General features: G+C 62.2%; 13 protein-coding genes. 8 read left to right on the top strand and 5 right to left on the bottom strand.

The window, feature by feature from the left end; genetic code table 11:
- Nucleotides 1-181 precede the first annotated feature (181 nt).
- Nucleotides 182-916, top strand: coding sequence for a HugZ family protein (locus VNX23_RS08655; RefSeq protein WP_325629038.1), 735 nt, complete (start codon nucleotides 182-184; stop codon nucleotides 914-916).
- Nucleotides 917-1431: 515 nt separating this feature from the next.
- Nucleotides 1432-3048, top strand: a complete 1617-nt coding sequence (locus tag VNX23_RS08650) for a phosphoenolpyruvate carboxykinase (protein WP_325629036.1) — start codon at nucleotides 1432-1434, stop codon at nucleotides 3046-3048.
- A 233-nt stretch (nucleotides 3049-3281) separates the two neighbouring features.
- Here VNX23_RS08650 and VNX23_RS08645 read toward each other — a convergent pair whose 3' ends face one another.
- On the bottom strand, nucleotides 3282-5798 hold the full coding sequence (locus tag VNX23_RS08645; RefSeq protein WP_325629034.1) for a glycogen/starch/alpha-glucan phosphorylase: 2517 nt from the start codon (nucleotides 5796-5798) through the stop codon (nucleotides 3282-3284).
- 767 nt (nucleotides 5799-6565) lie between these two features.
- Here VNX23_RS08645 and VNX23_RS08640 point away from each other — a divergent pair.
- On the top strand, nucleotides 6566-6997 hold the full coding sequence (locus VNX23_RS08640) for a hypothetical protein (protein ID WP_325629032.1): 432 nt from the start codon (nucleotides 6566-6568) through the stop codon (nucleotides 6995-6997).
- Between the two features lie 145 nt (nucleotides 6998-7142).
- On the opposite strand, the gene VNX23_RS08635 is transcribed toward VNX23_RS08640, so the two are convergent.
- The gene (locus VNX23_RS08635; RefSeq protein ID WP_325629191.1) at nucleotides 7143-7895 is read right to left on the bottom strand and encodes a DUF2865 domain-containing protein; all 753 of its coding nucleotides are present in this window, start codon (nucleotides 7893-7895) and stop codon (nucleotides 7143-7145) included.
- A 164-nt stretch (nucleotides 7896-8059) separates the two neighbouring features.
- Complete coding sequence (pyrE, locus tag VNX23_RS08630) at nucleotides 8060-8623, bottom strand: orotate phosphoribosyltransferase (protein ID WP_325629030.1); 564 nt, start codon at nucleotides 8621-8623, stop codon at nucleotides 8060-8062.
- 385 nt (nucleotides 8624-9008) lie between these two features.
- On the opposite strand from pyrE, the gene VNX23_RS08625 reads away from it, so the two are divergent.
- Entirely contained in the window at nucleotides 9009-9635 is a 627-nt protein-coding gene (locus VNX23_RS08625) for a glutathione S-transferase family protein (protein ID WP_325629028.1), read from the top strand.
- A 315-nt stretch (nucleotides 9636-9950) separates the two neighbouring features.
- Here VNX23_RS08625 and VNX23_RS08620 read toward each other — a convergent pair whose 3' ends face one another.
- Together VNX23_RS08620 and polA are read right to left on the bottom strand one after the other, a co-directional pair.
- Nucleotides 9951-10493, bottom strand: a complete 543-nt coding sequence (locus VNX23_RS08620; protein WP_325629026.1) for an NADPH-dependent FMN reductase — start codon at nucleotides 10491-10493, stop codon at nucleotides 9951-9953.
- A 19-nt stretch (nucleotides 10494-10512) separates the two neighbouring features.
- A complete protein-coding gene (gene polA, locus VNX23_RS08615; protein WP_325629189.1) occupies nucleotides 10513-13581 on the bottom strand; it encodes a DNA polymerase I in 3069 nt (1022 codons plus the stop codon).
- A 350-nt stretch (nucleotides 13582-13931) separates the two neighbouring features.
- On the opposite strand from polA, the gene VNX23_RS08610 reads away from it, so the two are divergent.
- The 4 genes from VNX23_RS08610 to VNX23_RS08595 all read left to right on the top strand — a co-directional run bounded on the left by VNX23_RS08610 (nucleotide 13932) and on the right by VNX23_RS08595 (nucleotide 20464).
- A complete protein-coding gene (locus VNX23_RS08610) occupies nucleotides 13932-15251 on the top strand; it encodes a UDP-glucose/GDP-mannose dehydrogenase family protein (protein WP_325629024.1) in 1320 nt (439 codons plus the stop codon).
- A gap of 195 nt (nucleotides 15252-15446) precedes the next feature.
- Nucleotides 15447-18056, top strand: a complete 2610-nt coding sequence (gene hrpB, locus VNX23_RS08605; RefSeq protein ID WP_325629022.1) for an ATP-dependent helicase HrpB — start codon at nucleotides 15447-15449, stop codon at nucleotides 18054-18056.
- Nucleotides 18057-18290: 234 nt separating this feature from the next.
- On the top strand, nucleotides 18291-18815 hold the full coding sequence (locus VNX23_RS08600; RefSeq protein ID WP_325629020.1) for a TIGR02281 family clan AA aspartic protease: 525 nt from the start codon (nucleotides 18291-18293) through the stop codon (nucleotides 18813-18815).
- Between the two features lie 149 nt (nucleotides 18816-18964).
- Nucleotides 18965-20464 carry a phosphomannomutase/phosphoglucomutase gene (locus VNX23_RS08595; protein WP_325629018.1) on the top strand — a complete coding sequence of 500 codons (1500 nt, stop codon included), beginning with the start codon at nucleotides 18965-18967 and terminating at the stop codon, nucleotides 20462-20464.
- Nucleotides 20465-20572 lie beyond the last annotated feature (108 nt).

Here is a 20572-nt window from a genome sequence, read left to right as displayed (position 1 = left end):
AATAATTCGGTGATGCGCCGCATAAAATGGGCTTCGAACGGGATCAGCGAGCAATGCAAGCTGGGCTGAAGTGTGACCGAGTTCCTTAAAAGCGCCTCATCCTGCGAAGCGCCCGACCCATATGAAGGTCCGTTTACCCGAGAAAAGGGCCTCAGTGCAATAGCTTGACGAGGTAATATCGATGCAATTGACCCCCGATTTCGACCCGGCGAGGCTGGCCCGCTCCTTGCTGCGGCGCCGCCGTGAGGGGGCACTGGCGACCCTGATGGCAGGCCGTGGCGATCCCTATTGCTCGCTGGTGAATGTCGCAAGCCACGCCGACGGCTCGCCGATCCTGCTCATCTCTCGGCTGGCTGTGCACACGAAAAATATCCTTTCCGACCCGCGGGTTTCGTTGATGCTGGACGAGCGCGGGAAGGGCGATCCGCTGGAGGGGGCGCGGATCATGCTGTTGGGGCGGGCCGAGGAAGTCGGCGCGCCCGATCTCCAATTCGTGCGCCGGCGTTACCTCAACGCTCATCCGTCCGCGGAAGCCTTTGTAGACTTTAAGGATTTTTCCTTCTTCCGGATACGCGCCAACGCCACCCATCTGGTTGCCGGTTTCGGACGAATCGTGGACCTGAAGCCGGAACAGTTTCTGACCGATATTTCCGATGCGTCTGCGCTTTTGGAAACCGAGCAAAGTGCCATCGACCACATGAACGCCGATCATCGTGACGCGATCAACCTCTATGCGACAAGGCTCGTGGGCGCGGAGCCGGCCGACTGGCGCTGCACGGGCTGCGATCCGGACGGGCTGGATCTGCAGGCCGGAGCGCAAACCGTGCGGCTCGACTTTCCGCAGCGAGTCACCGCTCCGGGCGAGCTGCGCAGGGTACTGGTCCGCCTGGCGGAGGAGGCACGGGCGAATCAGTAGGGGCTTATTCACAGTCGATGTGGGTCTGTTTCGCGGGCGTGCGCCCACAACTCCGGCGTGCGTCGATCCGGAAGCCGCCATTGGGCTATCCCGCGAACTGCACAATGCCGGCTTGCCGCAGAGATCGCCAATTTCCAAGACGCAACCGAGGTCCGTTTGCCGGTTTGTTGCGGATTCGTTCGAACTCGCAGTGGCTTGCCGGGTCAATTGATTGTGCATCGCAATAGGAGCCGGGGCCGTTCGGATCGCGGCTGATTGTCGCTTCCCAAAGCGCCACTGGGAAACATCCGTGCCCTCTCATATGAAATTGAGCCGGATCAAAATGTCGCCTTTAATGAGCCGGCCTTGGGAATAAACCAATAGCAAGGGATCGGCTTGGCAAGCAGGGCGTTCCTGACTAATAGGTCGCCGAACCTTGACTGTAGGGTTATATTCATTTTGACGGTAACCGCGACAAAGGCGCGTGCGGCGGCCTTCGCGCTTCGATATACGCGGGTTCGAGGAGGATTGTTTCCGTGCAAGAGACTGGTATTCGCAACGGCGCATTCGGCGCCGACAAGTTCGGCTTAAGAAATCTCAAGCGCGTGCACTGGAATCTTGGCGCCCCCCAGCTTTACCAGCACTCCCTTTCCGCCGGCGAGGCGGTGGTGACCGCCGATGGTGCCTTGTGCGCGGATACCGGCGATTTCACCGGCCGCAGTCCCAAGGACAAGTTCACGGTGCGCGATGCCACCACCGACAGGAAGATGTGGTGGGCCGGCAACCAGTCGATCACCTCGGAGCAGTTCGAGGCGCTTTATGCCGACTTCCTCAAACACGCCGAAGGCAAGACGCTGTTCGCACAGGATCTCTACGGTGGCGCCGATCCGAATTTCCAGATCAAGACGCGCGTCTTCACCGAACTCGCCTGGCATTCGCTTTTCATCCGCACGCTGTTGATCCGCCCGCAGCTCTCCGAGCTCAGGGATTTCGTGCCAGAACTGACCGTCATCGACATGCCGAGCTTCCGCGCCGATCCCAAACGGCACGGCGTGCGCTCGGAGAACGTGGTCGCGATCGATTTCGCCCGCAAGATCGTCCTGATCGGCGGGTCTTATTATGCCGGCGAGATGAAGAAGTCTGTCTTCACCACGCTGAACTATTATCTGCCAGCAAGGGGCGTCATGCCGATGCACTGCTCGGCCAATGTCGGGCCCAAGGGCGATACCGCGATTTTCTTCGGCCTGTCCGGCACCGGAAAAACCACGCTCTCTGCCGATCCGCAACGCACGCTGATCGGTGACGACGAGCACGGCTGGGGCAACGACGGCGTTTTCAATTTCGAGGGCGGCTGCTACGCCAAATGCATCAAGCTGTCGGAGGAGGCGGAGCCTGAGATCTACGCCGCCAGCAAACGTTTCGGCGCCGTGCTCGAAAACGTGGTGCTCGACGAGGACACCAGAGAGCCGGATTTCGACGACGGCTCGAAAACCGAGAACACCCGCTCGGCCTATCCGCTCGATTTCATCCCCAATGCCTCGCGGACCGGCCGTGCCGGTCATCCGAAGAATGTGGTGATGCTCGCCGCCGATGCGTTCGGCGTGTTGCCGCCGATCGCGAAATTGACGCCGGCGCAGGCGATGTATCATTTCCTGTCCGGCTATACGGCGAAAGTTGCCGGCACCGAGCGCGGGCTGGGCTCCGAGCCGCAGCCGGAATTCTCGACCTGCTTCGGCTCGCCGTTCCTGCCGCTCGATCCTTCGGTCTACGGCAACATGTTGCGTGAGCTGATTGCGCGCCACGGTGTCGATTGCTGGCTGGTCAATACCGGCTGGACCGGCGGCAAGTTCGGCACTGGCAGCCGCATGCCGATCAAGGTAACCCGCGCGTTGCTGTCCGCGGCGCTCGACGGCAGCCTGCGCAATGTGCAGTTCCGTACCGACAAATATTTCGGCTTCGCCGTCCCGACCGCGCTGCCGGGCGTGCCGAGCGAAATCCTAAACCCGGTCAATACCTGGAAGGACAAGGACGAGTTCGACAAGACCGCCCGCGCTTTGGTCGGCATGTTCCAGAAGAATTTTGCCAAGTTCGAGGCCCAGGTCGATGCGGATGTGCGTGCGGCCGCGCCCGATGTGAGGCTCGCGGCCGAGTGAGGTTCGCGTTTCCCGATCGCTCCAAAGATGGAGTGTCCCAGTGACGAATAAGGGCGGCAGCATGCCGCCCTTATTTGATTTTCAGCGTCATCGCAGTGAGAAGCGCACTTCGTTCGCGTGTGGTCGTATCCCGCGAATGCGGGGTATCCAGTACGCCGAGGCTTCTCGATTTTGAATGATCGTCTCTGGAATACTGGATCATCCGCATTCGCGGATGATGACAGTCATCGGGCTCAGCCCATCGCTCCGCGCTGGGCGGATGCCTGCGACGGCGGCCCGTGCACCGGCACGTTCCAGATATCCTCGGCATATTCGCGGATGGCCCGGTCGGAGGAGAACCATGCCATCCGCGCCACGTTGAGAATCGAGGCGCGGGTCCAGGCCGGAACAACCTGCCAGCGGGCGTCGATGCCGCGCTGGGCTTCGAAATAGGAATCGAAATCGGCGCTCACCATGTAATGATCGAGATGGCGCAGGGCGTGGGCGATCGACTCAAACCGGCCAGGGTCGCCAGGTGAGAATTCGCCGCTGCCGATCGCGCTGACCGCGCGCGAAAGCTTTGGCGAGCGGCGGATCACGTCGGTGGCGTCCAGCCCCTGCTTGCGCCGCACCACCACGTCCATCGCTTCCATGCCGAAGATCGTGATGTTCTCCGCACCCACATGGTCGCGGATCTCGATATTGGCGCCGTCCAGCGTGCCGATGGTGACCGCGCCGTTGAGCGCGAGCTTCATGTTGCCGGTGCCGGAAGCCTCCATGCCCGCGGTCGAAATCTGCTCGGAGAGATCGGCGGCAGGAATGATCGCTTCCGCAAGACTGACATTGTAGTCGGGGAGGAAGGCGACCTTCAGGCGGCCTGCGATGACGGGGTCGTTGTTGACGATTTCGGCGACGTCGTTGATCAGCTTGATGATCAGCTTGGCGTAGCGATAGCTCGCCGCGGCCTTGCCGGCGAAGATTTTCACGCGCGGCACCCAGTTGGCTTGTGGATCGTCCTTGATCGCGTGATAAAGTGCGATGGCCTCCAGGATGTTGAGCAATTGACGCTTGTATTCGTGGATACGCTTGATCTGCACGTCGAACAGCGCGGCCGGATCGACCTTGATGTTCAACCGCTCGCCGATCAGGCGTGCGAGCATGAGCTTGTTGTGGTGCTTGACGCTGCGGAATCTTTCCTGGAACGCGCTGTCGCTGGCGCGCGCCTCGAGATGCGCAAGCCTCGTCGGATCGTCGAGCACGGCCTCGCCGCAGGCCTCGCGCAAGAGTTCGGTCAGCTTCGGATTGGCGACCATCAGCCAGCGGCGGAAGGTGATGCCGTTGGTCTTGTTGGTGATGCGGCCGGGATAGAGATGGTTGAGATCGTGGAACACGGTCTCCTTCATCAGGTCGGAATGCATCGCCGAGACGCCGTTGATGCGGTGCGATCCGACGAAAGCCAATTGTCCCATCCGCACCCGGCGGCCGGATTTCTCGTCGATCAGCGAGACCGAGGCGCGGAAATCGACGTCGCCGGGACAGCGCTCCTCGGCGAGCGCGAGATGGGCGTCATTGATGCGGTAGATGATCTCCAGATGGCGCGGCAGTATGCGCTGGAACAGCTCCAGCGGCCAGGTCTCGAGCGCTTCCGGCAGCAGCGTGTGGTTGGTGTAAGAGAGCGTGGCGACCGTGACCTGCCATGCGGACTCCCACGGGAAGTTGTGCAGGTCGACCAGAATGCGCATCAGCTCGGTGACGGCGAGGCTCGGATGGGTGTCGTTGAGCTGCACCGCGGCCTTCTGTGTGAGTCCGCGCAGCGGGCCGTCGGAAACGAGGTGGCGCCTGACCAGATCCTGCAATGAGGCGGAGACGAAGAAATATTCCTGTCGCAGCCGCAGCTCGCGCCCTGCAGGGCTTTCGTCGTTCGGATAAAGAAACTTGCAGATCGATTCGGCGCGCGCCTCTTCGGCGACGGCCCCGATATAGTCGCCGGTGTTGAAGACATCGAGCTTGAGCGGGTCGGGCGAACGCGCCGACCACAGCCGCAGCGCGTTGACGTGCTGGCCGCGCCAGCCGACGATCGGGGTGTCGTAGGCGACCGCCTGCACGGCTTCCGCCGGATGCCAGATCGCGCGGTCGCGTCCCTTTTCCTCGACATGTTCGACGCCGCCGCCGAAATGCACGTGATAGATCACTTCCGGCCGCTGGAATTCCCAGGGGTTGCCGAAGCTCAGCCATTCGTCCGGATATTCCTGTTGCCAGCCCTGATTGATGATCTGGCGGAACAGGCCGAAATCGTAGCGGATGCCATAGCCGATCGCCGGGATGGCGAGCGTTGCCATGCTTTCCATGAAGCAGGCCGCGAGCCGCCCGAGGCCACCATTGCCGAGAGCCGCATCCGGTTCGCATTTGCGCAATTCGGAGAGGCTTTCGCCGAGGTCGCCGAGCGCGGCTTCGAACACTGCAAGCAGTCCCATATTGTTCAGCGCGTCGGTGAAGAGACGGCCGATCATAAATTCGAGCGAGAGGTAGTAGACCCGCTTGCTGCCGGCATCGTAGCTCTGCTTTTCCGCGGTGAGCCAGCGGTGCACGATGCGGTCGCGAAGCGCGAGCGCCGCGGCATGATACCAGTCCTGCCTGGTCGCCATGCCGGCGTCCTTGCCGATCGCAAGGCGGAGCTTGGCGAGAATGGCGCTCTTGATCTCCGCCAGCGCCAGCTCATCGACGGGCTGACCCGGCGCCGGAAAATTCACGGGGAAGGATGGGTCTGGCAAACTTTTCGATCCTGCGACTGATTGAGACGAATCATACGCGCCTTAGGCCACGATCGAAACACGCCGTGGTATCGGGTGCCATGCATGCACGGGTTTTTATGCAAGGACCGGGCCGATTTAGTGGGGAATTGGCATTAGTTAACGCTACGACCGACTACCACCGGCCTTCTAGCCGTCGTCGTCTCGGCGAAAGCCGGGACTTCTAGCTGAGGCATCAAAGTTTGTAGGGTGGGCAAAGGCGCTCTTGCGCCGTGCCCACCATCCTTCTGCAAACTCGCTTTGAATGGTGGGCACGCTCCGCTTTGCCCACCCTACGATTTGGGGAATCCATGGATGAAAGAGGCTGCCAACTGAAGCGGCCTTACTTGGCAAATGTAACTGTGGACGGCAGTACGCCAGTAAGTTGCAAGATCACCATAACGACAACGGCCGGCCACAAGAGCGGTATCGTTAGGTAGAACACCGCCAGAATTGCTAAGTCATGAGTGGAGTGGTGACGCTGGAATCCGCCGTTAAGCTGACCAGAGCGACAGCAACTCGAATATCAGCGCTCCAGCCAGGTAAAGGATGATCCGTCTCAGTTTCATCGTGTGGTTGTGAATGAGGATATTCCCGAAATCAACTTGGGACACTGAGGGTCAATATACGGACAGTACCCAAAGAGGTTGGAACAAATTAAGAACACTTTAGCAAGCCTTTGATATATCATAGTGATTCGGCATCTTGCCATACAACATCTAGGGTCTGCCAAGCCTCATGAGGACTACATGTCCACCATCGCCTTTGATCAATTCGCACTCACCCGCATTGCCGACTTCGCCCGCTCGCTGTCGCGGCTGCATCGGGCCTCCCACCATCAGCTCGTCGAGGACGATGCGATCGATCGGGAATTCAACGCCGTCTGCCTGTCGGTCTGGGGCTATTCGACCGACGATATCAGCGACGACCTGTTCAGCGATGGCGACCATGCCTTTCTCGACGCGCTCGATGAGGCGCATGCGCGCCTGTTCGCAGCCGAGCAGGGCTATGACCTCGTCGATGATGAGGGCATGCTCACGGACTGGTGGGGCTATTGCTGGATGATCCTCGCCGAAAAGCGCGGCCTGCTGACGCCTGAAAATCGCGCCGCGGCGCGGGCTAGAATCGAGGAAAAATACCGGTCAGCCCCGAACGTGATCGGCGTGATTGTCGGAAGGTAGTGGAACGAGCAGTCATTCCGGGGCGATGCGATAGCATCGAGCCCGGAATCTCGAGATTCCGGGTCTGGTCCTTCGGACCATCCCGGAATGACCTGAGAAGTGTAGTCCCCCGGTCCGTCTAACAACGAGCGGCACCAACTATCGCCTAATTCGCTTCCGCGCGCTTGTCCCTCGCCGAGACCGATTTCGGCGCGGAAGTGACGGGCGGGATCAGTTCGCGGTCCCTCTCCAGCCGCGTCTCATTGGCGAAGGTCTCAGCCGTCGGCGGCGCCACCTTCATCTCGCTGAGCCGGGCGCGCACTTCCGCGGTGAGGCCTGGATAGGAAGCGACAGGTGTGAATTCCGCGGTCTGGTTGTTGCCGACCCTGATGCCGGAATAGGCGACCAGCCCGTCGGTGGTGGCAACGACGTCGCCGGCGCGCAACGACGTATCGAGCGTCAGATCGACCGGGGCAAGCCCCACAGAATTTTGGCCGTTGCAGGTGCAGTCGGCGCGCAGCGCCTTCCGATAGGCGTAGGCGTTCTCGCTCTCCGCGTAGCGCTCGCCGGCGAGCGTGACGGCGCTGTCGATGCTGGAGCCAAAGAAGACTTTTGTCAGACTCGCCGGACAAAAGGCCTGGCACACCTGCGCCGGCGTGCCGGCTCCGCGCGTCAGCGGAAAATACTTGCCGTCGCAGCTTCGCACGCAGAATGCGGGTCCGCTGCTAGATGCGACCGGCCGTGACGGCGCGGTGGGCTGGTTCTGACCGAGCGGATCGGCGAAAAAGTTGGTTTGGGTCGAAGCCTGGATCTGCTTCTGAAAGGCGCCAAAAAACTTTTCAAACAGGTTTTCGGCGGAAACTGTGCATGGCGCAAACGCAATCGTTCCGGCCAGGCAAGCGGACGCGGCGGGCAACATGCGGCGCCGCTTGTGCCGATCTGCCAACTCTGTACGCAACGCCTACTCCATCACGCGCTACAAACGCCGCTCCGGCATTGCTGCCGCCAGCGCTCCTGACATTAATGCGCGATGGTAAACGAGCTATGAGTGAGGGTTGGCTTAAGGAAAAGAATCCGGTCCGCTCAACTGTTGAGGAATTCGCTGGCCCTGTAGAGCCAGCGAAACGGCAGTCCGGCCTTTGCGAAGGTCTCGGCGGCACCTTCTTCGCGATCGACCATGGTCAGGACCAGCGCCACCTCGGCTCCGGCCTCGCGCGCCGTCTCCACAGCCTTGAGCGCAGAGTCACCGGTGGTGGTGACGTCCTCGATAATCGCCACGCGCTTGCCCTGGAGGGTCTCGTTTTTCGCCAGTCCCTCCACCGCAAGCCGGGCTCCATGCTCCTTTGGCTTCTTGCGCACGAAGAAGGCTGCGATCGGATGGCCCTTGATCCAGGACAGCTGCGCCACCGCGCCTGCGAGCGGCACCGCGCCCATTTCCAGACCGCCGACCGAATCGAGACCGTCGTCCTTGAGCGCCTCATAGGTCAGTTCCGCAAGCAACGTCGCGCCTTCCGGGTCCAGCATGGTCGGCTTGAGGTTGAAGTAGAAATTGCTTTTGCGGCCCGAGGCCAGCGTGACTTCACCCAGCCCGAAGGAACGTTTGCGGATGATCTCGGCGAGGCGAGCGCGGGAGGCAGACTTGGACAAGGCGATCTCTCGAAAAGGGAGGCGCAATCTATTCGCGGACGGGCACACATGGCTAGTGTGGTGGATTTGACATTCGATTCAGTCTGGCCGCTGAATCCTTAAATCGAATGTCAAATCCAAAACCACACGAGAAAGTCAAGTTTGCTGGTGTCCCTTTGGTTCTGACATTCGTAAACGAAGGCGCCGCGGCATAGTACGAATGTCAGAACCGGGACACCAGTGCGGAACTTGCACCGTCAACAGCATGAGGACGTAACCAAAGCCCGCCGGTTGCGCAGTGAACTGTCGCGCACCGCGCATGAACAGGCGATGTACAAGGCACGATTGTAACATCCTCCCGTTCGGGCTACGGGTATCCGGCTATTTTCACGGGAAACGGCAGGAAATGACGATTGAACTCTATACCTGGAACACGCCGAACGGCCGCAAGATCAGCGTCGCGCTGGAAGAAATGGGACTGCCTTACAAGGTCTTCCCGGTCAACATCACCAAGGGCGAGCAGATGGCGCCAGAATTTCTCGCGATCAGCCCCAACAACAAGATTCCGGCGATCGTCGATCCCGATGGCCCAGGCGGCAAGCGCGTCAGCATCTTCGAGTCCGGCGCGATCCTGCTCTATCTCGGCGAGAAGACCGGTAAATTCCTGCCCTCATCCCTGATCGAGCGAATCCCGGTTTATGAGTGGCTGATGTGGCAGATGGGCGGTTTCGGCCCGTTTCCCGGACAGGTGCATCACTTCATCGCGCTGGAAAACGAGCAGGACCGCGCCTATGGGCTCAAACGCTTCATGGCCGAGACGAGACGGCTCTATGGCGTGCTCGACCGGCGGCTTTCGAACCACGAATTCGTGGCGGGCACGTTGTCGGTGGCCGATTTTGCGATCCTCGGCTGGGCCTGGCGGCATCCGCGCCACAAGGTGGAGCTGTCCGATTTTCCCAGCGTCAAGCGCTGGTACGATCAGATGATGGCGCGTCCCGGCGTCACGCGCGGGATGGAAGCGAAGCTGGATTAAGTGAGGAGCGCGCTTGCCCTCTCCCCTTTGTGGGAGAGGGTGCCCGAACAAAGTGAGGGCGGGTGAAGGGTCTCCTTCTGCGGAGTCAAACCCCTCATCCGGCTCAATCTCCTTCTGTCGATTTCGCCACCTTCTCCCGCAAGGGGAGCAGGTAAGAAACCTCACGCCCTTCTCGTCACTAGAGCCTTTTCGGTTCCGATTGAATCAGAACCGAGGCTCTAATCTTTTGTTTTGACGCGTTTTCTTCACGCGAACCGGTATCCACTTCGCTCGAAAACGCTATAGCGCCATCCGCACCGCAAGGCCACGCGGAGGTCAGGCAGACGAGTTATACGCGTTGATGCCACGTACGAAATGTTCGAGCGCGCTGCGGAGCGCCCCGGCGAGTTCTGGATCGGCCGCGATGCTGCCGGCATCGTGGGTAGTTCCGAGCAGCGCCAACGTGATGGAAGCGTCCTTGATGAGCCGCGCCGACATCGTCTCAAGCGTGAGCGTCAACGCGGCGGCTAGCGCATGGGTGGCCCGCGGCGAGGTATTGATCAGCGCCACCGGCTTGCCCGGAAAATCCTCGCTCCCCACCAGCCAATCGAGCGCGTTCTTCATCACGCCCGAAACACCTCGTGCATATTCGGGGCTCGAGATCAGAAGTCCGTCCGCCGCACCGATCACTGCGCGAAACCGAACCACTTGCGCGGGAAGATGCCCGCTTTCGAGATCGGAATTGAAGAAGGGGAGCTTGTCTATTGCCTCGAACAGCTCGATCTCGACGCCGGCGGGCGCAAGGCTGCGGGCAGCGTGAAGCACGCAAGTGTTGAGGGACGACGCGCGAAGGCTGCCGGAAATCGCAAGGAGCTTCATCGATGGCCGCCACGTTGACTCAATGCGCCTCGTCCCAATTGTCCGCGGCGCGGGCATCGACATGCAACGGCAAGGAGAGCAGCACGGCCGGGAACGGCGCGTCCTGCATCACGTGCTGCACCACCGGCAAGGTGGCCGCGACTTCTTCGTCGGGCACCTCGAAGATCAGTTCGTCGTGAACCTGCAGCAGCATCTGTGCGGAAAGCTTCTTCTCGGCGAGCGCATCTTCCATCCGGATCATGGCGCGGCGGATGATGTCGGCGGCGGTGCCTTGCAGCCTCGCATTGATCGCGGCGCGTTCGTTGAAGGAGCGGACCGAGGCGTTGGATGCCTTGATGTCGGGGTAATGGCATTTTCTGCCGAACAGCGTCTCGACATAACCGTGAGCGCGGCAGAAATCCCGCGTCGCGTCCATATAGGCGCGGATGCCCGGAAAACGCTCGAAGTATTTCTTGATATAGGCAGACGCTTCCTCGCGCGCGATGCCGAGCTGATTGGCAAGTCCGAACGCCGAGATGCCGTAGATGATGCCGAAATTGATCGCCTTCGCCCGGCGCCGCACTTCGGCCGGCATGTCCTTGATCGGCACGCCGAACATTTCGGAAGCCGTCATGGCGTGAATGTCGAGCCCGTCGCGGAAGGCCTGCTTGAGCACGGGAATATCGGCGATCTCGGCGAGCAGCCGCAATTCGATCTGCGAGTAGTCGGCCGATACCAGCTTGTGGCCGGGCGAGGCGATGAAGGCGCGGCGGATTTTGCGGCCGTCTTCGGTGCGCACGGGGATGTTCTGCAGGTTCGGCTCGTTCGACGACAGCCGCCCGGTGGTGGTCGCAGCCAGCGCGTAAGTCGTGTGGACGCGATGGGTCTGGGGGTTCACATAGGTCGGCAGCGCGTCGGTGTAGGTCGATTTCAGTTTCGAAACCTGCCGCCATTCCAGGATCTTCTTCGGAAATTCGTGGCCCTGCTCGGCCAGCTCATCAAGGATCTGCGCCGAGGTCGACCACGCGCCGGTCTTGGTTTTGGTGCCGCCGGGAATAGCCATCTTGCCGAACAGGATGTCGCCGATCTGTTTCGGGCTGCCGACATTGACCGGCTCACCGGCGATCTCCTGAATCTCGGCTTCGACCCGCGCCGCGGTCTGGGCGAACTCGCCCGACAGCCGCGACAGCACCTGGCGGTCGATCGAGATGCCGCGTCGCTCCATGCGCGCCAGTACCAGGACCAGCGGCCGCTCCAACGTTTCGTAGACCGCCGTCATGCGCTCGGCGACCAGGCGTGGTTTGAGCACCCGCCACAGCCTCAAGATCACGTCGGCATCCTCGGCCGAAAACGCGGTCGCCCGGTCGATGGCGACCTGGTCGAAGCTGAGTTTTCCCTTGCCGCTGCCGGTCAGCTCGCCATGGGTCATGCTGGCGTGTCCGAGCCAGGCTTGCGCCAGCGCGTCGAGCCCATGGGAATTGCGGCCGGCATCGAGCGCGTAGCTCATCAATTGCACGTCGTCGTAGTTGGCGAGCGTGATGCCGGCCTGCGCGAACATCACGGCGGCAAACTTGGTATTGAATCCGATCTTGAGAATGCCTGCCGATTCCAGCATCGGACGCAGCGCCTCCAGCGCCTCGCTCGTGCTGATCTGGTCCGGCACAAGGCCCGTGGCGAACAGGCCGGCGCCATCGCCGGACTGCTTGTGGGCGAGCGGAACGTAGCAGGCGTCGTTGGGCTTGAGCGCCAGCGCAATGCCGCAGAGCTCGGCCTGCATCGGATCGATCGAACTCGCCTTGGTTTCAATGACGAAATGTCCGACATCGTGCGCCCGCGCGATCCACGCCTTGAGGTCGGCAAGCTTGCAGATGGTCTGGTACTTGTTGCGATCGACCGGCGTTTTCCGGGCTTCCTCGGCGCGCGCTGCGGCGAGCGCCTGGGGCGTGCCCTTGAGGCCCGAACTCTTGTCGCTTCTGCTGTCGCCCGACCTGTTCGATGCGCTCCCTCCCCTCTTGAGGGGGAGGGTTGGGGAGGCGGGTATGCCGGAAACATCGAAAGGTGCACCCCCCTCCCGGACGGCTTCGCCATCCGACCTCCCCCTCAAGGGGGGAGGTGAGGAGTTGGCAACATCCGCTGTGACGTTCGCCGGATCGATCTGCGAATACTCCGCGACGCGGCGCGTCAGCGAGGAGAATTCCATCGCCTTCAAGAATGCAATCAGCCTGCGTGGGTCGGGCTCGTGCACTGCGAGGTCGTCGAGCGGCACTTCGAGCTTGACCCTGTCGTCGAGCAGCACCAGTTGCCGCGAAATGCGCGCCTTTTCCGCGTTCTCGATCAGCGCTTCGCGCCGTTTCGGCTGCTTGATCTCGCCGGCGCGCTTGAGCAGCGTTTCCAGGTCGCCATATTCGACGATCAATTGTGCCGCGGTCTTGATGCCGATGCCGGGCACCCCCGGCACGTTGTCGGTGGAATCACCGGCGAGCGCCTGAACCTCGACCACCTTCTCCGGTGGCACGCCGAATTTTTCGATCACCTCGGCGATGCCGATGCGGCGGTCCTTCATGGTGTCGTACATGGTGACGCAGTCGGTCACGAGCTGCATCAGATCCTTGTCCGAAGATACGATGGTCGCGGTGGCGCCGCGCTCGCAGGCTTGGCGCACATAGGTGGCGATCAGGTCGTCGGCTTCAAAGCCGGCCTGCTCCAGACAGGGCAGATCGAAAGCGCGCACCGCCTGGCGGATAAACGCAAATTGCGGAATCAGATCGTCGGGCGCGGGCGGCCGGTGCGACTTGTAGTCGGCATAGATCTGGTTGCGGAAAGTGACTTCCGACTTGTCGAACACGATGGCGAGGTGAGTCGGTCGGTTGTCCGGCGGCATGTCGCGCAACAGCTTCCACAGCATGTTGCAGAAGCCGAGCACCGCGTTGACCTGCAGACCGTCGGACTTGCGGTTCAGCGGCGGCAGGGCGTGATAGGCGCGAAAAATATAGGAGGAACCGTCGACCAGAAACAAATGGTCGCCCTTCGCAAGTGCCGTGGCGGCAACGGGCTTGGGGGCAGCTTTGGCGGAAGTCGCCGGGGATGTCTTTGAAGATGTTTTAGGCATGGCGGCAATGTAGGGATTTTTGACCGGATTGGCACCCGTTTCTCGCGCCCAATCCATTTCATTCTCCCTTGTTCATCCAGGGGACATGCCCTTTTTCACGGTTTTTCCGGTTTCCCCTTGACGCTAAGATGCTTTAAGACCCGCCCCAAGAATCACGCCGTTAACTATTTCGGACAGGTTGAAAGTAGCGGCGAATTTGAAGTTCCTATCGGTGTCTCGGCTACTCATCACAGGAACTTCAAATTCGAAGCCGCTACTCAAATTAATAAGTTGCTGGAGCTCCTTTGATTCCGAAGTTCGCATCAGAGGTGGCCACGATAGCTTGCGAACTTCGAAAATCGGAGCTCTAGATGCATATCGCCATGATCGGTACGGGCTATGTGGGGCTGGTATCGGGTGCGTGCTTTGCCGATTTCGGCCACCAGGTCACCTGCGTCGACAAGGACGAAGGCAAGATCGCCGCCTTGCGCCGTGGCGAAATTCCGATCTTCGAGCCGGGGCTCGACACGCTGGTTGCCACCAATGTCAAAGCCGGCCGGCTCAATTTTACGACCGATCTTGCCGCCCCCGTGGCCGAAGCCGATGCCGTGTTCATTGCGGTCGGCACGCCGTCCCGGCGGGGCGACGGGCATGCCGATCTCAGCTATGTCTATGCCGCCGCCCGCGAGATTGCCGCGGCCATAAAGGGATTTTCCGTCGTCGTCACCAAGTCCACCGTGCCGGTCGGCACCGGCGATGAGGTCGAGCGCATCATTCGCGAAACCAATCCCGCGGCCGACGCCGCGGTCGCTTCCAATCCGGAATTCTTGCGCGAGGGTGCGGCGATCCGCGACTTCAAGTTCCCGGACCGGATTGTGATCGGCACTGAGGATGAGCGCGCCCGCAAGGTGCTCGGCGATATCTACCGGCCGTTGTCGCTCAATCAGGGGCCGTTGATGTTCACGGCCCGGCGCACCGCGGAGCTGATCAAATACGCTGCCAACGCCTTCCTCGCTACCAAGATCACTTTCATCAACGAGATAGCCGACCTTTCCGAGAAAGTCGGGGCCAACGTGCAGGAGGTTGCGCGCGGCATCGGGCTCGACAATCGCATTGGAACCAAATTTCTGCACGCAGGTCCCGGCTTCGGCGGCTCATGTTTCCCGAAGGATACGCGCGCGCTGGTCAAGATCGCGCTCGATCACGACGTGCAGCTGCGCATCGTCGAGGCGGTGCTTGCGGTCAACGACAATCGCAAGCGGGCGATGGCGCGCAAGGTCTCGAATGCGACCGGCGGCAGTCTGCGCGGCAAGACGGTTGCCGTGCTCGGCCTCACCTTCAAGCCGGACACCGACGACATGCGCGAGGCGCCGTCGATTCCGCTGGTGACCGGACTCCTCGACATGGGCGCGAAAGTGCGCGCCCACGATCCGGTCGGCATGGAAGCGGCGCGCCGCGAATTGCCCGAGATCGAATATTGCGACGACCCCTATGTTTGCGCGCGCGGCGCGGACGCGATGGTGGTGGTGACGGAATGGGCACAATATCGCGCCCTCGATCTGGAACGGCTGAAGAGCGAACTGGCGCATCCAGTGGTGGTCGACCTGCGCAACGTGTATCGCCCCGAGGATATGGCCACGTACGGTTTCACGTATGAAAGCGTAGGCCGTCCCGCCGAGCCAAGGAGCTGATGGGCGCTTTCTTCCCCTCTCCCCTTGTGGGAGAAGGTGCCCACGATACGAAGTATCGTGGGCGGATGAGGGGTCTGCACCCGCGGAGAGAGACCCCTCACCTGTCGCGATGCTCACTGCGTTCGCATCTCGCCACCCTCTCCCGCAAGGGGAGAGGGGAAGAATCAGCCGACGCGGCCACAACACGAGCTAGATTTGCCCCGCACCTTCGACACGCCGCTTCCGATCGACGCCGTGCTGGACGAACTGGCGGGCACGCTTGAAAGCAACGCCAGCACTGTGCTGGTGGCCCCGCCCGGCGCCGGCAAGACCACGCGGGTGCCGCTCGCGCTGCTAGATGAGCCATGGGCGAGAGGCAAGAAAATCATCGTGCTCGAGCCGCGGCGGATCGCGGCGCGCGCCAGCGCCGAGCGGATGGCGCACACGCTTGGCGAGCGCGTCGGCGAGACCGTCGGCTATCGCGTCCGGTTCGGCTCCAAGGTATCGCGCGCCACTCGGATCGAAGTCGTCACCGAGGGGATTTTCTCGCGACAGATTCTGGACGATCCCGAATTGTCGGGTGTCGCGGCGGTGCTGTTCGACGAGTTTCACGAGCGCTCGCTCGATGCGGATCTGGGACTGGCATTGGCGCGCGATGTGCAAACCGGATTGCGCGAGGATCTCCGCATCCTGGTGATGTCGGCGACGCTGGATGGGGCGCGGGTCGCCAGACTGCTCGGCGACGCGCCGGTGATTGAAAGCCAGGGCCGCGCTTTTCCGGTCGAGACACGCTATCTCGGCCGAAAGCCGGACATGCCGCTGGAGCGGCAGATGGCGGACGCCATAGCGATGGCGCTTCGTGCCGATCACGGTTCGGTGCTGGCGTTTCTGCCGGGCGCTGCGGAAATACGCCGAACCCAGAATTTTCTTGCCGAGCGCGTCCACGACGCCTTGATCGAGTTGGTGCCGCTGTTCGGGGCCCTTGATGCCTCCGTGCAGGACCGCGCCATCGCGCCGGCCGCGCCGGGCCGCCGCAAGGTGGTGCTTGCAACCTCGATCGCCGAGACATCGTTGACCATCGAGGGCGTGCGCATCGTCGTCGATTGCGGGCTTTCGCGCCTGCCGCATTACGAACCCGACATCGGCCTGACGCGGCTCGAAACGGTTCGCGCCTCGCGCGCCGCGGTCGATCAGCGCCGCGGCCGCGCCGGGCGTACCGAACCCGGCGTGTGCTACCGGCTGTGGGATGAGCCACAGACCGCTTCCTTTGCGGCCTATACCAGGCCCGAAATCCTCAGCGCCGATCTGTCTTCGCTGGTGCTTGACCTCGCGCAATGGGGCGTGCGCGATCCCGCAAGTCTTGCCTTTCTCGATCCGCCGCCGGCGCCGGCACTGAACGAGGCGCGCGAACTCCTGGGCGAACTCGGCGCGCTCGATGACGAAGGCCGGATCACCGCGGAAGGCAAGAGCCTGCGTTCGCTGGCGCTGCCGCCACGACTGGCGCGCATGATCGTGGATTCGCATCGCCTGGGTGCCGGCCGCTCTGCGGCCGAAATCGCCGCGGTGCTCACCGAGCGCGGGCTCGGTGGCGACCACGTCGATCTCGACGCGAGGTTGGACGCCTTTCGCCGCGACCGCTCGCAGCGCGCCGACAGCGCGCGCACGCTAGCACAACGCTGGGCGTCGCAGGTGGCGCTTGCTTCTCCCTCCTCCCTTGGTCGGGGAGGGGGGCCCACACGGGCAGTATTACCCGTGGTCACCCCCGCCCCCAGCCCCTCCCCACAAGGGGGAGGGGAGCCCAGGCATCTCCCCGGAAGGAAAGCAGATCCCACACAAAGCGGGGGCAAACCCTCCGTTGGCGTCATGCTCGCGCTGGCCTTTCCCGATCGCATTGCACGTAACCGCGGCAATGGCAGTTTTGTTCTGGCCAACGGGCGCGGGGCTGCGATCGATCCAACCTCAGCGTTGTCGCGCACGCCCCATGTGGCCGTCGCCGAACTCACCGGCACCGCCGCGCAAGGCCGCATTCTGCTGGCGGCGCCGATTACGCAGGCGGAGATCGAGGCGCATTTTGCCGATCAGATCGAGACGGTGGACGAGATCACCTTCGACCGTACCGCCATGGCGCTGCGGGCACGGCGCAGGAAGACGTTGCACGCGCTGACGCTGTCGGAAGCGCCGCTGGCGCTGCAGCCATCCGAGGAAACCGCCCGTATCCTCGGCGAGGGCCTGATTGCGGCCGGTTTTCAGCAATTGCCGTGGTCGAAGCCGGCCTTGCAATGGCGCGACCGCGTGATGTTCTTGCGAAAGGCCGAAGGCGAGGGCCCGCAAAATCTCTGGCCCGATCTTTCCGACACAGCGCTTGCGGCCCAACGCGAGGCATGGCTGACACCGCTGCTTTACGACAAGACGTCGTTGAAGGAGATTTCATCCGGCGAGCTTTCGGATGCGTTGATGACGCTTCTGCCCCGGGAATTGCGTACGCGGCTTGATCGCGAAGCACCGACGCATTTCGAGGCACCAACCGGCTCACAATTGGCGATCGACTACGAGGCCGAGCAGGGGCCGACGATTGCGGTCCGCCTGCAGGAATTGTTCGGCCTCAACATTCATCCCTCGATCGCCCGTGGAAGGATTCCGCTGGTGCTGGAATTGTTGTCGCCGGCGCACCGGCCGGTGCAGGTGACACGCGACCTGCCGGGCTTCTGGCGCGGCAGCTATGCCTCCGTGCGCTCCGACCTGCGCGGACGCTACCCAAGGCATCCCTGGCCCGAAAACCCGGCGAGTGCGCCGCCGACCCGTCGCGCCAAGCCCAGGGGAACGTGAGCGAAGGGAACATGAGGGAAGGGAACATGAGGGAAGGGAACGTGAGGGGCTGAACGCGGGATTCATGCTTGCGGCATTCTGCGCCACCTTGGTTTGCGAAAACAAAAGCAGGTTCTCCCGTTAACGCTTCGCTCATCCTTTTCGGCAAAATCGCTGGCCTCGCCCGGCATCGTCGGTCGAACTTTTCCCGCCGGCATGATGTGATCGGCGAATCCTCTGATCAGGTGTGGCGCGATGCGTAACATATTGATTTTTGCCGCGATCCTGGTCGGCCTCGGCACCTTCATGGCGCAGATGGCCGACAGGGTGACGCCGGCGCCGGCCGCCGCCACGCTTGCCGCTTCGGTCCGAAAAGCCTCTGTCGCCGAAACCGTATCGCAGGCCGGAGCGCGCAGTCTCGCCATCCCGCGCGACGCGCGCGGTCATTTCCAGACCGAAGGTCGCATCGATGGCCAGCGGATCGCATTCATGGTCGACACTGGCGCCTCGGTCATCGCCCTGAACGAAAGCTCGGCGGCGCGGTTCGGGTTGCGGCCGACGCCCGGCGATTACCGGGCAGCCGTCACGACCGCGAACGGCTTGGTCAAGGCGGCGCCGACGCGCCTTGCCATGGTTGATATCGGGGGCCTCGTGGTACACGACGTCGACGCGATGGTGCTGCCGGATGAAGCGCTTTCGGAAAACCTGCTCGGCCTTTCCTTCCTCTCGAGGCTGAAGCGGTTCGAATACGCCAACGGCAAGATGATACTTGAACAGTAATCGGGCCGCATTCGCCCGACGAGCGAACCAGTTCCCCGGCGAATACGTGGCAATTTACCTTGAGAAGGCGGTTCTTCGGCCTTCCGCGCGGCTTCCGCATTCGCTATGGCTGCTCTGTCCGGTTCATATCGTCACAAGGCCGATTTTGAATGTTTCCGAAGCCGAAATCTGTGCTTGTCCCCAATACCTATGCCTTCGAGTCCGAGCCGATGGTCAAGCCGACCGGCTTTCGCGAATACGATGCCCGTTGGTTGTTCGGCAAGGAAATCAACCTGATGGGAGTCCAGGCGCTCGGCATGGGGCTCGGCGCACTCATCGCCGAACTCGGCGTCAGCCCCGAGGTCGTGACGGGCCACGATTTCCGCGGCTATTCGGCTTCGATCAAATACGCGCTGATCGCGGGGCTGCAGGCCGCCGGCTGCAAGGTCCACGACATCGGGCTTGCCATGACGCCGATGGCGTATTTCGCGCAATTTGCGCTCGAGGTGCCCTGTGTGGCGATGGTGACGGCTTCGCATAACGATAATGGCTGGACCGGCGTCAAGATGGGCGCCAACCGGCCGCTCACCTTCGGCCCCGACGAGATGACGCGCTTGAAGGAGATCGTGCTCAACGCCGCCTTCAGGAACAGGGCCGGCGGTTCGTATCAGTTCCACGAGAATTTTCCGGCGCGCTACATCGCCGACCTCACCAGCCGCCCAAAACTCAAGCGCAAGCTCAAGGTGGTGGTCGCCTGCGGCAACGGCACCGCGGGCGCCTTTGCGCCGCAGGTGATGGAAGCGATCGGTTGCGAAGTGGTGCCGCTCGACACCGAACTCGATCACACCTTTCCGAAATACAATCCCAATCCGGAAGACATGGAAATGCTGCACGCGATCCGCGATGCGGTGCTCGCGCACGAGGCGGACGTGGGTCTGGGCTTCGATGGCGATGGCGATCGCTGTGGCGTGGTCGACAACTCAGGCGAAGAGATTTTCGCCGACAAGGTCGGCGTGATGCTGGCGCGCGACATGTCGGCGATCCACAACAACGCGCAGTTCGTGGTCGACGTAAAATCGACCGGGCTTTTCCTGACCGACCCCGTGCTGCAAAAGCAGGGCGCGACCACGGCCTATTGGAAAACCGGCCACTCCTACATGAAACGCCGCACCCATGAACTGGGCGCGCTGGCGGGCTTCGAGAAATCCGGCCATTTCTTCTTCAACAAGCCGTTCGGCCGCGGCTACGACGATGGCCTGGTTTCGGCGATCGCGATTTGCGACATGCTCGACCGCGCAGGCGGCAAGTCGATGGCGGACCTGAAAAACGCGCTGCCGAAAACCTGGTCATCGCCCACAATGTCGCCGCATTGCGCCGACGAGACCAAGTATGGCGTGGTTGACAAGGTGGTGAAGCACTTCGAGGCCGCGCAGGAAAAGGGCGAGAAAGTCGCCGGCGAGAGCATCCGCGATCTCGTCACCGTCAATGGCGTGCGCGTCACCGTCGAGGATGGCAGCTGGGGCCTGGTGCGGGCCTCTTCCAACAAGCCGGAGCTGGTGGTGGTGGTCGAAAGTCCGGTCTCGGAACGGCGAATGCGCGACATGTTCGAGGCGATGGATTCGGTGCTGCGAACCCATCCCGAGGTCGGCGAGTATAACCAGAAGCTTTGAGGTCTCGTGTCCCGGGCGTGGCGCAATATGAGCGAAGCGATAGTGCACTGCTGACCCCGGACCCATGCGCAGCAATTTCGTGGCCTCTGGGTCCCGGCCCGGCGTCGC

It is taken from the genome of Bradyrhizobium sp., assembly GCF_035570375.1.
Taxonomy (GTDB): domain Bacteria; phylum Pseudomonadota; class Alphaproteobacteria; order Rhizobiales; family Xanthobacteraceae; genus Bradyrhizobium.
This window is presented reverse-complemented; position numbering and strand designations above follow the sequence as displayed.